The 13,680-nt window shown below is 66.5% G+C and carries 13 protein-coding genes and 1 pseudogene; 7 read left to right on the forward strand and 7 right to left on the reverse strand.

What is annotated here, in order from left to right; translation table 11 throughout:
- The first annotated feature begins 14 nt into the window (after positions 1-14).
- Entirely contained in the window at positions 15-998 is a 984-nt protein-coding gene (locus tag A9W99_RS02660; protein WP_067372934.1) for a nitronate monooxygenase family protein, read from the forward strand.
- A 69-nt stretch (positions 999-1,067) separates the two neighbouring features.
- Here A9W99_RS02660 and A9W99_RS02665 read toward each other — a convergent pair whose 3' ends face one another.
- Entirely contained in the window at positions 1,068-1,721 is a 654-nt protein-coding gene (locus A9W99_RS02665; RefSeq protein ID WP_067372937.1) for an O-methyltransferase, read from the reverse strand.
- A gap of 123 nt (positions 1,722-1,844) precedes the next feature.
- On the opposite strand from A9W99_RS02665, the gene A9W99_RS02670 reads away from it, so the two are divergent.
- Positions 1,845-1,991: a metallothionein gene (locus tag A9W99_RS02670; protein WP_067372940.1), complete on the forward strand. Its 147-nt coding sequence runs from the start codon at positions 1,845-1,847 to the stop codon at positions 1,989-1,991.
- 21 nt (positions 1,992-2,012) lie between these two features.
- Here the strand turns inward: A9W99_RS02670 and A9W99_RS02675 are convergent, their stop codons facing one another.
- Genes A9W99_RS02675 through A9W99_RS02690 form a run of 4 tightly spaced genes read right to left on the reverse strand, consistent with a single transcriptional unit; the run spans position 2,013 to position 6,277 of the window.
- Complete coding sequence (locus A9W99_RS02675) at positions 2,013-4,136, reverse strand: beta-glucosidase (RefSeq protein WP_172828794.1); 2,124 nt, start codon at positions 4,134-4,136, stop codon at positions 2,013-2,015.
- Complete coding sequence (locus A9W99_RS02680; protein WP_067373538.1) at positions 4,133-4,642, reverse strand: TIGR04338 family metallohydrolase; 510 nt, start codon at positions 4,640-4,642, stop codon at positions 4,133-4,135. Before A9W99_RS02680 ends, A9W99_RS02675 begins: the two co-directional genes overlap by 4 nt.
- Positions 4,643-4,653: 11 nt before the next feature.
- Positions 4,654-5,403 carry a DUF2786 domain-containing protein gene (locus A9W99_RS02685; RefSeq protein WP_067372943.1) on the reverse strand — a complete coding sequence of 250 codons (750 nt, stop codon included), beginning with the start codon at positions 5,401-5,403 and terminating at the stop codon, positions 4,654-4,656.
- A 34-nt stretch (positions 5,404-5,437) separates the two neighbouring features.
- Positions 5,438-6,277, reverse strand: a complete 840-nt coding sequence (locus A9W99_RS02690; protein WP_067372947.1) for an alpha/beta hydrolase — start codon at positions 6,275-6,277, stop codon at positions 5,438-5,440.
- On the opposite strand from A9W99_RS02690, the pseudogene A9W99_RS02695 reads away from it, so the two are divergent.
- Positions 6,225-7,323: pseudogene (locus A9W99_RS02695) on the forward strand (sigma-70 family RNA polymerase sigma factor). The gene A9W99_RS02690 and the pseudogene A9W99_RS02695 sit on opposite strands and share 53 nt — an antisense overlap.
- A gap of 10 nt (positions 7,324-7,333) precedes the next feature.
- On the opposite strand, the gene A9W99_RS02700 reads toward A9W99_RS02695, so the two are convergent.
- The gene (locus A9W99_RS02700; RefSeq protein WP_082929789.1) at positions 7,334-8,467 is read right to left on the reverse strand and encodes a dihydrodipicolinate reductase; all 1,134 of its coding nucleotides are present in this window, start codon (positions 8,465-8,467) and stop codon (positions 7,334-7,336) included.
- A gap of 103 nt (positions 8,468-8,570) precedes the next feature.
- On the opposite strand from A9W99_RS02700, the gene A9W99_RS02705 reads away from it, so the two are divergent.
- The 4 genes from A9W99_RS02705 (at position 8,571) to A9W99_RS02720 (ending at position 12,958) form a co-directional block, all read left to right on the forward strand.
- Complete coding sequence (locus tag A9W99_RS02705) at positions 8,571-9,383, forward strand: MarR family transcriptional regulator (RefSeq protein ID WP_067372951.1); 813 nt, start codon at positions 8,571-8,573, stop codon at positions 9,381-9,383.
- Positions 9,384-9,387: 4 nt separating this feature from the next.
- The gene (locus A9W99_RS02710) at positions 9,388-10,101 is read left to right on the forward strand and encodes a pirin family protein (protein WP_371514914.1); all 714 of its coding nucleotides are present in this window, start codon (positions 9,388-9,390) and stop codon (positions 10,099-10,101) included.
- Positions 10,102-10,153: 52 nt separating this feature from the next.
- Positions 10,154-11,563 (forward strand): YhgE/Pip domain-containing protein, encoded by a 1,410-nt coding sequence (locus tag A9W99_RS02715; protein WP_067372956.1) that lies wholly within the window; start codon positions 10,154-10,156, stop codon positions 11,561-11,563.
- A gap of 270 nt (positions 11,564-11,833) precedes the next feature.
- Entirely contained in the window at positions 11,834-12,958 is a 1,125-nt protein-coding gene (locus A9W99_RS02720; RefSeq protein WP_067372959.1) for a phosphodiester glycosidase family protein, read from the forward strand.
- Positions 12,959-13,014: 56 nt separating this feature from the next.
- Here A9W99_RS02720 and A9W99_RS02725 read toward each other — a convergent pair whose 3' ends face one another.
- The gene (locus A9W99_RS02725; protein ID WP_067372962.1) at positions 13,015-13,680 is read right to left on the reverse strand and encodes a YoaK family protein; all 666 of its coding nucleotides are present in this window, start codon (positions 13,678-13,680) and stop codon (positions 13,015-13,017) included.

A 13,680-nucleotide genomic window follows, 5' to 3' on the forward strand; every position in this document is an offset into this window, starting at 1 on the left:
CCGCAGGGAGTCTCATGGACGTTCTTGACCGGCTGCGCCTGGACGTTCCGGTGGGACAGGCGGGCATGGGCGGCGGGCTGGCCGGTTCGGCGCTGGCCGCCGCCGTCGCCAAGGCTGGCGGGCTGGGCACACTGGGCCTGACCACGCCGTGGCAACTGCGTAGCCGGATCGATCGGGTGCGCGCTGCGGCACCCGGCCGCGCGGTCGCGGTAAACCTGTTGATGCGCTTCGTTGGTCGCCGCCACGTCGAAGTGTGTGTCGACAGCCGCATTGACGTCGCCGTGCTGGCTTTCGGCGAAACGCGCAGCCTTATCGAGCATCTGCGTGACGCGGGGATTTTCGTCTTCGTGATGGTCGGTACTGCAACGCAGGCACGCCGCGCCGTCGCCTGGGGTGCCGACGGCTTGATCGCGCAGGGCCGAGAAGCCGGGGGTCACCTGGTCGGAACCGAGCCGGCCATGGACTTCCTGCCGCAAGCGCTGGCCGCTGCGGGAGATCGGCCGGTGTTCGTGGCCGGTGGAATCGCCGACGGCGCCGACACCCGAGCCGCCCTGGCCGCGGGCGCCAGTGGCGTCATCGCCGGAACGCGATTCCTACTCACCGACGAGGCCGACGCCAACCGCGAGTACCAACGGCGAATCATAAACGCGGACAAGACGATCGAGACCGACCTGTTCGGGGTCACCTGGCCGCTCCGGCACCGCGTGGTGCCCAACGCCGCAACCCGGCGCTGGTGCCGCGAGGACGGGTGGGCCAAGGCAATTCCGGCGAGACTGAACGCGGCGAGTCGCCCGCTGTCCGCGCCGCTCTACCGCGACCTGGGCGGCGTGCTGCGCCTGCAGTCACCGCGCCGCCCGCTGTTCACACCGGCGGCGCCGGTTCGCCGGATGCCGGATTCGTGGGTTGACCGCGCGGCCTTGTACGCCGGTGAGACGGCGCTGCGGATCACCGAGGTCACCTCAGCCGAACAAGCGGTCAAAGACCTGAGTCCGCGCTAACTTGGTGAGCAGACGCAAAATCGCCTATTTCCGTGCGAAATTGGGCGATTTTGTGTCTGCTCGGCACAGCTAGCGCACGGCCGCGATCGCGAAACCGTCCCAGCCCTTGGCCCCGACGGTCTGCAGCACCGCGGTGTCCAGCCGGGGGTGCTCTCCCATCACCTGCAGGGTTTGGCGCGTCGCCGTGACCCTGGGGTCAGCCGACTCCGTCAGGATGTGGCGGTCCCGAATGACGTTGTCCACCACAATGATCGAGCCGGGACGGGACAGACGGATCGCCCAGTCGAGGTAGGCCAGATTGTTCTCTTTGTCGGCATCGATGAACACCAGATCGAACGGGCCGCGGACCGTCGGCAACGTGTCCAGCGCGGCACCGACCAAAACCTCCACCCGGTCTGCCACACCGGCCCGTTCCAGGTTGGCTCGTGCGACGTCGGCGTGCTTGGGTTCGTACTCCAGCGTCACCACGCGTCCCTGCGGACCGGCGCCGCGGGCCAGCCAGATGGTGCTGAAGCCGCCCAATGTGCCGAGCTCGAGGATGCGGCGCGCCTGCATCGCACCGGCCAGCAGGCACAGGAACTTGCCCTGCTGGGCCGAGACGGCGATCGGAGGCAATCCGGCCGCCTGGCTGGCCGTCAGGGCTTCCGTCAACACCGGATCGTCGCCGACCACGGTGCCGTCCAAGAACGCGTCCACTGCTTGTGGCGTTGGGTTTTCGGCCATGCGCCCACGCTAGCGGTGCGGCGTAGCAGGGCGAAATGTGTGGCTGCACACTTGCTCGGATACCCATACGGGGTATAGGCTTCGATACGTGTACGAAGCAGCGACACACAGAAGGGACAGGAAATGACCAACTACGAGGCGGGAACCGTGCTGACGTGTGGCCACGAGGGCTGCGGATGCCGGGTCCGGATCGAAAACGAGTGCCACTGCTCGAACGCCGGCCAGGCCTACCGTTGCACCTGCGGCGAAGAGCTGGTGCCGGTCGAGTAGGTCTGGAAGGCCGGTCGCTTGTTATCGCCCGAACACGCGACCGGCCAGCTCGACCTCGGCCGCCAACTCCGGGGCTGCCGCCGAAGCGCCCACCGCCACGGCGTAGTTGCCCGATGCGATGCGCCAGCCGGAGTGACCGCCGTCATAGCGGGCGAGTAGGCGCGGTTCCGCCGCGATGGTCACCCGGCAGTTGTCGCCGGGCTGAAGCTCTACCCGCTGGAACCCCAACAAGCGCAACCGTTTCCCGTCCGGAGCGTCCGTCAGGTACAGCTGCGGCACGTCAGCCCCGCTGCGATCGCCGGTGTTGTGGACGGTGAAGCTGGCCGTGACGGTCTCACCGCCGGAGACGGTCAGGTCGCGGTACTCGAACTTGGTATAGGACAGGCCGTGGCCGAATGCGAACATCGGCTCGTGACCCTGTTTCGCGAACCAGCGGTAGCCGACGTCGGCGCCTTCGAAGTAGTCGATGGTGGTCGGCGTCCCGAACGGTTCGCCGAGACCGGGCAGCTCCGGCCGCGGTGTCTGGTGGAGGCCGGCCGGGAAGGTGATCGGCAGCCGACCCGACGGGTTGACGCGACCGGCCAGGATCTCCGCGATGGCCTGGCCGCCCGCCTGTCCCGGATACCATGCCTGCACAACGGCATTGACCGAATCGCGCCACGGCATGGCCACCGGGTTGCCGGTCTCCAGCACCACCACGGTGTTCGGGTTGGCGGCAGCGACGGCGGCGATCACCGCGTCCTGACCCCACGGCAACGAGAGGTCGGCAATGTCATAGCCCTCCGTCTCGACGCGGACCGCGAACACGACCGCGACGTCTGCTCGCCGTGCCGCCAGCACCGCCTCTGCCGGACTGAGACCGGGGTCGAACTCGATCTGGGCGCGCGGGAATTGCTTCCTCAGCTCGTCGAGCGGGCTCGACGGCAGCAGATAGAGATTGCGCATTCCGCCGGTCAGGCCCGGTCCGCCGATCGGAATCACATCCGCATAACCGCCCGGGGGGACGACCGCACTGGACCCGCCGCCGGTTGGCACGCCCAACTGTGCATAGCCGCCGATGACCACGATGTGCGCCGACGTCTCAGGTGCCAGCGGCAACACCCCCCGGTTGACCAGCAGCACGATTCCCTGCCGTGCGATCTGCAACGCAATCTCGTTGTGCACCAAGCTATCCGGCGTATCCGGCTTAGCAGCCGGCCACCGGTCGACGCCGACCGCGAACACCGACCGCAAGATCCGCCGGACCATCGCCGACAAGCGTTCTCTGGGCAACCTGCCGTCGGCGCAGGCGACTCGCAGCGGCTCGGTAAACATCTCCGCCTGCCAGAACACGGCGTCGAGCTGGGCGCCGCACTCCTGGTCGAGGCCATGCAACGCGCACTCCCAACTCGGTGTCGCGCCCCAGTCGGACATCACCCAACCGCGGTATCCCCAGGCACCTTTCAGCACCTCGTTGAGCAGAACCTCGTTGGCCGCGGCGTAGTCGCCGTTGATTTTGTTGTAGGCGGCCATCACGGCACCCGGCGCCGACCGCTCGATGGCGATCTGGAAGGCCAGCAGGTCCGATTCACGGTGCGCGTCGGGATCGATGATCGCGTCCAGCCAATGTCGATTGGTCTCGTTGGAGTTCAGCGAAAAGTGCTTGACCGTCGAGATGACCCCCTGCCGCTGTATTCCGTTGACCGAGCCGGCGGCGATGGTTCCGGTCAAAAGCGGGTCCTCGGAAAGGTATTCGAAATTGCGGCCGTTTCGCGGGTCACGTGCCAGGTTCATGGCGCCGGCCAGTAGCACGTTGAAGCCGCGACTGCGGGCCTCCCGGCCGATCGCCTCACCCGCGGCGTGGGCGAGCTCCGGATCGAAACCGGCAGCCAGGGCCAGCCCGGCAGGCAGCGCAGTGGCGGTGTCGCCGGGCCGGTATCCGGGGTTGGTGACGCCCAGACCGGCGTCACTCATCAGCAGCGCCGGGACACCGAGCCGGGGAATCCCCGGGACATAACCCGCGCACATCGGAACGCCCGGCGGGATGCGCTCGTCGCGCACCGGCCACATGTCACTGGCCCCCATCACGCCGACAATCAACGAGAATCGCTCGTCATCGGTCATCTGACTTTCGATCTCGGCGGCACGGAGGTCGGGATCGCTCATCGCACCCCCTCTTTGGCGTAGACGACACGCAGCACGTGCCCGAGCTCGGGTCCCATCACCAGCTCGGTCAGCCTGCAGATGGTTGCGACGAACTCCGGGCCGTGCGCGGGCTGCGCTTGGCACAAGTGATGCGCCAACTCGTGCAGTACCACCAGTTCGCGCATCGCCCAGTCGGCGGTGCCACGGTCGGGAACGGCGATAACGCCTGCGCCATCAAGGTTTTCGTAGTGTGCGGCGGTGGCCGCCCGGCGCGCCCGCACTCGCAGCGAGGACACCGCCGGCCATTGCTCCCGAACCGCCGGTAACGCCAGCACATCGTCGACGTAGCGCTGCACGGACGCCACCGACCCGAACCGGGCCTCCGGCGGCAGCGTCAACTGGGTGCCGAAGAAGTCGATCGCACGCGACCCGTGTTCGGCGGCGCGATCGAACAGCGTCCGGATGAATTCCTCCGCAGCATAAACTTTGGAGCGCTGGGAATCTCGAGGCGACTCCGCTGGCGTCACCGGCTCGGGTATCACCGGCCCAGCGCGGTCCGAGACCCAGGCAGCTCGGTGCTGTTTCCGAGCCGAGCTCGCCTGCCCGCCCGGTCTCCCGCGCGTCGCGCCGCCGATGAATACCCGGCGGTGGCTCGGGTGGCCTGCCAGGTGCCGCGTGCTTTGGACGCGCTGCGGTAGTGATCTTGCAGCTCGATTTCCTTGTCCCGCAATGCGATGGCGGTGCCGGGCGAGCGGCCGCGGTCCTCGGTGACCTCTCGGCGGGCCTGCTCGCGCGCCTCGGCCAGGCGCTGCCCGACACGCACCCCGAACGCCAGCTGAAAGTTGAGGCGAGCGGTGATCGTCGGCGTCGGCCGGTGTGCGCCCGAGGCGAGATAACTGTCCGACGCCCGCACCATCTGTACGACCAGGCTGGCGTACAGGGCGTGCGTCGCATCGATGTCCTCGGCGAAACCGTAGGCGTAGACGAAGGTCGAATTCGACGCCACGTCGCAGCGCACGTCGTTCGCGGACGCGATCAGGACGAAAAGCTGCACATAGGTCCGCAAGCCGCGGGTACCCGCGGTCCCGATGGTGATGGTGCGCTGGGTGGGCGTCTGTGCGGCCGATCGGTTGGACTGGTGGGATCGGGCGACTGCCAAGTCGATCGAGGCCGCCGTCGCCAACCGCTGGGCGGCGCCCATGAACGCATCGGCCTCATGGGCGTTGTCGGTGCCTTCGGCCTGACGTAGCAGTGCGGCGATGCGGGCCAGCATCTTGTCGTCGGTCATAGCGTCAAAGTACGCGAGCGGTACGACATCTCAGTCAGAGCCGCTTGGTGATCCAGGTGACCACGTCGTCGAGCACTTGGTTGCGCTCCGGCTCATTGAAGACCTCATGGTAAAGCCCGGGATATTCCTTCAACTCGACGTCGGTGGACCCGACGCATTGAATCAGCCGGCGGCTGCCGTCGACCGGGATCAGCCGGTCGTCGGTGCCGTGCACCACCAGCAGCGGCGCCGTCAAAGCCGGTGCCCGCCGGGGCATCGTCTCACCGACCTGCAGCAGCGCGCGACCAAGACCGGCGGGCACCTTCCCGTGGTACACCAGCGGATCGTTCACGTACGCCGACACCACCTCCGGGTCGCGTGATATGGCGGTGAAGTCCAGTTCCTGCACCGGCAGACCGGGCGCAAGGACTCCGAGCCCCTTGGCCGCCAGCGCGACCAGTGGGTTCACCAGTTCCTGGGCCGCCACCGCCGGCGCCGACAGCACCATCAAGTCGTAGTTGTCGGGGCGTTCGACGCCGTAGGCGAACACGATCCCACCGCCCATGCTGTGCCCCAGCACAACGCATTTCAGGCCGGGATGTTCGCGCTTGGCCATACCCACCAAGGTGTCGAAGTCCGCGGTGAACTCGGCGATATCCCGCACTACCACCCTCTTGCCGCCGGAGCGGCCGTGCCCACGATGATCCAGCGCATAGGTGACCAGGCCGGCTTCGCCGAAGCGCTGGGTGACGTGGTCGTAGCGCCGCGCATGCTCGCCAAACCCGTGCGCAAGCACCACCACCGCCTTCGGCGGAGTCGCCGGCATCCAGACGTCGTAAACGATGCGCACGCCGCCGACACCGTCGAAATTCCGTTCCGTGCGGTTGGTAGTCATTACGGGCAGCTTACGAGACCGCGGTGCCTCCGCGCGCGGGCATGTCAGCCCCGCTGCGTACCCTCGTTGACGTGAGTGTGCTAGCGGAAAGTTTCGATGCCGAGTTCTCCACCCACGCCGAGCCGTACCGTCGGGAACTGCTCGCGCACTGCTATCGGATGACCGGGTCGCTGCACGACGCGGAGGACTTGGTGCAGGAGACGTTTCTGCGCGCCTGGAAGGCATACGACCGTTTCGAAGGAAAGTCGTCGCTGCGAACCTGGCTGCACCGGATAGCCACCAATACCTGCCTGAGCGCGCTGGAGGGCCGCGCACGCCGGCCATTGCCGACCGGGCTGGGCACGTCCAGCTCGGAGCCGACGGCGGAGTTGGTGGAGCGTCCCGAGGTGCCCTGGCTGGAGCCGTTGCCCGAGACTGTGGACGATCCCGCGGACCCCTCGGTGATCGTCGGCTCCAGGGAGTCGGTGCGGTTGGCGTTTGTTGCTGCGCTGCAGCACCTTTCACCGCGCCAGCGCGCGGTGCTGCTGCTGCGCGACGTCCTGCAGTGGAAGGCTGCCGAGGTGGCCGACGCGATCGGCACCACCACGGTCGCCGTCAACAGCCTGTTGCAGCGGGCCCGCTCTCAGCTGGATGCCGTCGGGCCCAGCGCCGACGATCAGCTGGTAGCGCCGGATTCCGCGGAGGCGCGGGATCGGCTGGGCCGCTACATCGCGGCGTTCGAGACCTACGACATCGACCGGCTGGTAGAGATGTTCACCAGCGAGGCCATCTGGGAGATGCCGCCCTACGTCGGCTGGTACCACGGCCCGCAGGCCATCGTCACGCTCATTCACCAGCAGTGCCCGGCCGAGTCGCCGGGCGATATGCGCATGCTCCCGTTGATCGCCAACGGCCAGCCCGCGGCCGCCATGTATATGCGCCAGGGTGACGTGCATGTGCCCTTTCAGTTGCATGTGCTGGACATGACGCCCGACGGCGTTTCGCACGTAGTGGCCTTTTTGGACGAGAGCCTGTTCGCGAAGTTCGGCTTGCCCGCTTCTTTGTAACCGTTGAACTTCAGAACAGCCGGCTGTCGGGTGGCGGACCCGTCAGCGGGCCGACCAGCCCGGCACCGGTGACCAGCGGCAGATCCAAGGCGGAAAGCAGACCGGGACGCGCCGCGCACACCGCCGGTATGGCGTTGACCATCCGCGATGCGCCTGCGATACGCGCGCCCAGGTCGTGGTCGCGGTCGTCGGCCATCTCGAATTCGCACCGCATGCTTGGCGAGCCTTCGATTTCGACGCGGTACAGGCCTTGGCCGCTGGCAGGTCCGTAGCCGAGGTTTTTCGGCTCGATGGAGATGCGTGGTTGCGGCCAGTCGCCGGCGATGTCGTCGCGCATCCTGGTGACGTGATCGAGCACGAAAGTCGCTTTGTCGCCGACGTAGCCGGTCAGCGTCGACCGCATCGCCGCGATCGTCCCGGCCTCGATCCGACCTGTTGGCGTGTCGAAGGAGTCCGGAGCGGGCACCCGCTCGACTGTCTCGTCGATATGGTCGATCTTGCAGCCCAGTCCGGCCGCAAGCTGGTGCAGAACCGGGCCCCAGCCGAAGGTGAAAACTCCGGGCGTGGCGGCGAAAGCCTCGAACTCCGGCGGCTTGCCGAAGCCGAGAATCTCGTACACGGCGTCTTTGTCGGGATATGTGGCGTAGTTGAACATCTCTGTCACCCGGACCGATTCGATGACCCGGGAGACGCCCGAAAGCACCAGGGGCAGAATGTCATTGGCAAACCCGGAGTCGATGCCGGTAGTAAAGAAGGACACGCCGCCGTCCAACGCGGCCTGCCGTAACGGTTCCGTGAACGCCTCATCGACCGCGTCGGGAAACACCAGCGGCACCACCGAACACGACACCACATTCTTACCGGCTCGCAAGATCGACACCATGTCCGCGACCGCGTCCAGCGGACGCAGGTTAGCCGCCGCGGCGTACACCACTACGTCGGCCTCGCCGGCAAGCATCGGTCCCGGATCCTGTGTTGCCAGCACGCCCACTGGCGCGATTCCGCATAAGTCACCGGCGTCCCGGCCCACCTTGGCATCGCTGTGGACCACCAGATCGACAAGTTCCAGCTCTGGGTGATCAACGACCCCGCGCAGTGCGATCAACCCCATGGAGCCGGGACCCCACACCCCCACTTTGAACAGTGGTTCTCCTAATATTAGGATTACTCATCTAAGATTTAGGAAGCATGCTAGGAAGCTGCCAGTGAATCCGTCAACCGTCAAGTCACCGCCCACCCGCCGGGTGATGGACGTACTGGTCGCGCTGGCCGATGCGCCGCAAGGACGGACGTCGGCCGAACTCGCAAAGGAATGCGGCATCAGCACGTCAACCTGCGCGCTGGTGCTCGCTGAGCTCGAACGGCAGTCATGGGTAGCTCGGCGCGAGGACCGCCGCTACACGTTGGGCAGCGGGTTGTTCGGATTGGTACACGGCTTGCGGACGCAGTTCCCATTGCTGGACCGCGGGCGGGACGCGCTGCGCTACCTGCATGAGGCCCTCGGCGCAGGGTGCTCGATGTCGAAGATCGGCGATCGGCACCTCACCACCGTCGACGCGTTCGGCCATGGCACCGACGGCGAGCACGCCGTCGGGCAGCGCTTCCCCATCGACCCGCCGTTCGGTTTGGTTGCGATGGCCTGGCGCGACGACGATTTCGTCGCGTCGTGGCTGCGCCGAGTGACGCCTCGGCTGACGACCGGCCAAATCGCGCAGCATCTTCGCGTTCTTGCCGATATCAGGGCCCGCGGCTACGGCGCGTGGCGGTTCGACGATGAGCACCAATCGCTGCACCACCGGCTGGCCAGTGTGCTGGCATCGTTGGAGCCGACCGCACGGGTGACCCATCAGCTCACTACGCTGATGAGCATGGTGACGCTGCGCTCGGTCACGGATGCCCTCGAAAAAGAGCTGGCGTCAACGGAATTCGTCGTGCTGCCGATTTTCGGACGGCACGGCCAGCCGGAGTACCAGATCGAGATCCACCTGGGCGGCACCGAGGGCCTGACTCTGCCCGAGCTGGACGCCGCCCTGCGCCATGCGCAAGGCTTACTACTGTAGAGCCGTGCAGATAAGACGCGCGGCCGACCGGGCGGTCACCACGACATCGTGGCTCGAGTCAAGGCATTCGTTCTCGTTCGGCGGCCACTACGATCCCGACAACACCCATTACGGGGTACTGCTGGTGAACAACGACGACATCGTGTCGCCCGCAACGGGATTCGACACCCACCCGCACCGCGACATGGAGATCGTGACCTGGGTGCTGCAGGGTGAGCTCACGCACCGGGATTCAGCCGGCAATCGCGGGGTGATCTACCCCGGGCTGGCGCAACGGATGTCGGCCGGCAGCGGGATCCTGCATTCCGAAAAGAATGAATCACTCACGGAACCGGTGCATTTCGTGCAAATGTGGGTGATGCCGGACCAGGCCGGCATCACCCCGAGCTATCAGCAGCACGAAATCGACGAGGACGTGTTGGCCGGTCGCCTGACGACGATCGCGTCCGGCATTCCCGGGCACGACGCGCCCATCACCCTGCACAACCGCAGCGTCGCGCTGCACGCCGCCCGCTTGCAGCCCGGCGACATGGTCACCCTGCCCGCGGCTCGCTATCTGCATCTGTTCGTGCCGCGCGGCCGGCTCACGCTGGAAGGGGCAGGCGAGCTAGACGAAGGCGACGCGGTCCGGCTTGCTGACGACGACGGGCGGCGGGTGACCGCGAGCGAGCCGTCGGAAGCGCTGGTCTGGGAGATGCATGCCACGCTCGGTCGGTAGCACCGCACGTCGATAGCACCACATAGAGTGGGCGCGACAGAGAGGAGCCCGCATGCCTCAAACACAGCCGCGGCACGCGGCGCCCAACCCGCTGAAGGCAATACGGACCGTGCGGTTCTGGGGGGCGCCGATCGTCATCACGCTGGCCCTGATGTCAGCGCTGTGTGCCCTCTACCTGGGCGGCATCCTGAACCCGACGACCAACCTGCGCCACTTCCCGATCGCCGTGGTCAACGAGGACGCCGGCCCCGCGGGCGCAAAGATCGTCGACGGCCTGACCGCCGGGTTGGACAAGAACAAGTTCGATGTGCGGGTGGTGCACCCCGACGAGGCGAAGCGGCTGATGGACACCGCGAAGGTTTACGGCGAACTGTTCATTCCGGTGAACTTCTCGACCAATCTTCGCGAATTCGGCGAGAGCTCGGTAACGCCCAACCGCCCGAACCGGCCGTCGGTCACGATCCTGACCAACCAGCGCGCCGGCACACTGGGCTCGAGCATCGCCGGGCAGACCCTCTCCCAGGCCATGGCCAAAGCCAATGCCCAAGTGGGTCAGTATGTTTCGGAGGAGGTCGCGGCCCAGACGGGCGGCGCACCGCTGACCGGAGCGTCGGCGTTGGGGCTCGCCAGCCCGATCGACGTCAAGTCCGCGGTGTACAACCCGCTGCCCAACGGCACCGGCAACGGCCTGTCGGCTTTCTATTACGCGCTGTTGCTGCTGTTGGCAGGCTTTACCGGCAGCATCGTGGTCAGCACGCTGGTGGACTCGATGCTCGGCTATGTGCCGGCCGAATTCGGTCCCGTCTATCGCTTCGCCGAGCTGATCAGCATCTCCCGATTCCGCACGCTGTTGGTCAAGTGGGGATTGATGGTCGTGCTGGCGCTGCTTACCTCCGCGGTATACCTGGCGATCGCCCACGGGCTCGGCATGCCCGTCGACCGCGGCTGGCAACTGTGGATCTTCGGCGTGTTCGCCATCAGCGCGGTGGGTATCACGTCGAGTTCGCTGATCGCGGTGCTGGGCTCGATGGGAATGCTGTTCAGCATGCTGATCTTCGTGATTCTGGGCTTGCCGTCGGCGGGCGCTACGGTGCCCCTGGAAGCGGTGCCGACCTTCTTCCGCTGGCTCGCGAAGTTCGAGCCGATGCACCAGGTCTTCCTGGGCGTGCGGTCGCTGCTGTATCTGAACGGCGTTGGGAACGCCGGTCTGTCCCAGGCGTTGCTGATGACGGCCATCGGATTGGTCATCGGGTTGCTGCTGGGCGGCATCACCACGCGCATCTATGACCGCAGCGGCTTTCACCGGCTCCCGGGGGCGGTCGGTCTGGCGATTGCCGAGGCGCACCAAGCGCAACATCAAGCGCAGAAAAGTAAGCGCGATACCAGTGCTGATGCGAGGGCGGTTGCCCATCCGCAGAGCGCGCCGGAACCCGAACTCGAAAGCCCAAGCGAGCAAACGTAATTGCAGGCCGTACTACCCGTCAACGTGCAGGCGGCCTTTGGGTGTGAATCGTTGGCTTTGCGCGTGAATCGTTGGCTTTTGGCGTGAGTCCAGGGCGTCGATCGGCCCGGATTTGCACCGTCACTTCACTCGCAAAGCCGTGGATACACACTCAACGCCATCAGCTCACGCTCAACGCCATCAGCTCACACGGAAAGCCTGCTGAAACTGCAGTGCCGCCCAACCGTCACGGGCCTGTTACCAAAGTTGACAGTGTGACTGGTGTGACTGATGCTTGGATGTTGCTATCGCGTCCGGGCCGAAAGGGCTAACGTGCTGACACCAGCTGCCGGCTTGCGCCGGCTGGCCGCTTGCTGCGCAGCATTGGCTGTGTGCGCGACGCTGGCTGTCACGACTGGCCGGCCCGTGGCCCGCGCCGCTGACGGCCGGGAGATGCTGGAGAGCGCGATCGCCACCACCAAGGGCTCGTACCTGGTCTACAACTTCGGCCCCGGCCACCCCACGCCGATGCTGAACGGCGGTGGCAGCTGGTACGAGATGAACAACGGCGGCCACCTGATGGTCATCAAGAATGCGTCGCAGCGACTTCAGCCGCACCTACTGGTCGACACCCACCAAGGCGACCAGGCGCGCTGCGAGAACAACCCGGGTGCCCGCACCGGCGAGGGGCTGTGGCAGGCCTCGGAGACCTACGCGCCGCTGCAGGCGTGGCAGCGGATGGGGCAACCGACGATCGCGATCAACGCGAACTTCTTCGACGTGCGTCCGCAGAAGGGCGGCACCTGGAGGTCGACCGGGTGCAGTTCACCGCTGGGCGCTTTCGTGGACAACACCCACGGCCAGGGCCGGGCCAACCAAGCCGTGACCGGAACCGTCGCCTACCCCGGCAAACAGGGACTGTCCGGCGGCGGTGAGAGCTGGACGTCGTTGACGACGATGATCCTGCCGGCCGGAGGTGCGCCGTACGTGTTGCGGCCCAAGGGAACCCAGGACTATGACGCCGCAACTCCGGTCATTCAGGATCTGCTCAACAAGAACGAGCGGTTCGTGGCGGTCGCCGGGATCGGGCTGTTGTCCCCCGGCAAGACCGGGCAGCTGCACGACGGTGGTCCCAGCGCCGCGCGGACGGCTCTCGCCTACGTGAAGCAGCGGGACGAGATGTACATCTTCGAGGGCGGCAACTACACGCCCGACAACATCCAGGACCTGTTCCGCGGTCTGGGCAGCGACACGGCGATCCTGCTCGACGGCGGTGGGTCATCGGCCATCGTGCTGCGCCGCGACACCGGAGGCATGTGGGCCGGTGCTGGGTCGCCGCGGGGCTCTTGCGACACCCGCCAGGTTCTCTGCGACTCGCATGAGCGGGCGCTGCCGAGCTGGCTCGCGTTCAACTAGCCTGGCGAGGCGGGTCGCCATGTCAACTGGCCCGGCGCGGCGGGTCGCCACGTCAACTAACCGAAGCGAAAGATCAGCATACTCACCGCAATCACCGCCGCCGCCAGCGCGAATACCGGAGCGACGACGAAGCGTGACATCGTCGCGCCGACCGCCGCACCGGCGCACATCGTCAACACGACGCTGAGGCGCAACCTTCCCCGTGCGCCCGTGCCGCCGGCCAGCCGGCTGTCCACTCCGAGACCGACGATCGTCGACGTCAACACCGTGGTGCTGAGCTCTTGGATCCCGAACTGCCGGGCAGTGGCATGCTGTAGGCCGAAAGTCACTGCGAGACAACCGATCAGGATGAGCTTGGTGTTGTCGCCATAGCGCAACATCCCGGTGCCCGCCAGCACCGACATCGTCACCAACAGCGTTATCTCGATACCGAACACCGCCGTCAGCCACGGGCGTGTCCGATCACCGAATTGCCGTGTCAAGCGGCCACTCAGCACGGTGGCGCAGACGAACGTCGGCAGGGCCACCACCACCGCGGTGAGGTCGATGCTGGTTTTCGGGGCCAGCCAGAAGCCAAGGAAAATCACGTTGCCGGTCATGTTCGCGACGAACACATGGCCCAGCACCAGGATGCTGATCGAGTCCGCCAGGCCGGTGGCAAAGGTCAGCAACAACAGTGCCGTGACGGTCCGCCGTTCGGATACCGGCGAGGTGACGGGCAT

The organism is Mycobacterium sp. 1164966.3 (assembly GCF_001665395.1).
GTDB lineage: Bacteria > Actinomycetota > Actinomycetes > Mycobacteriales > Mycobacteriaceae > Mycobacterium.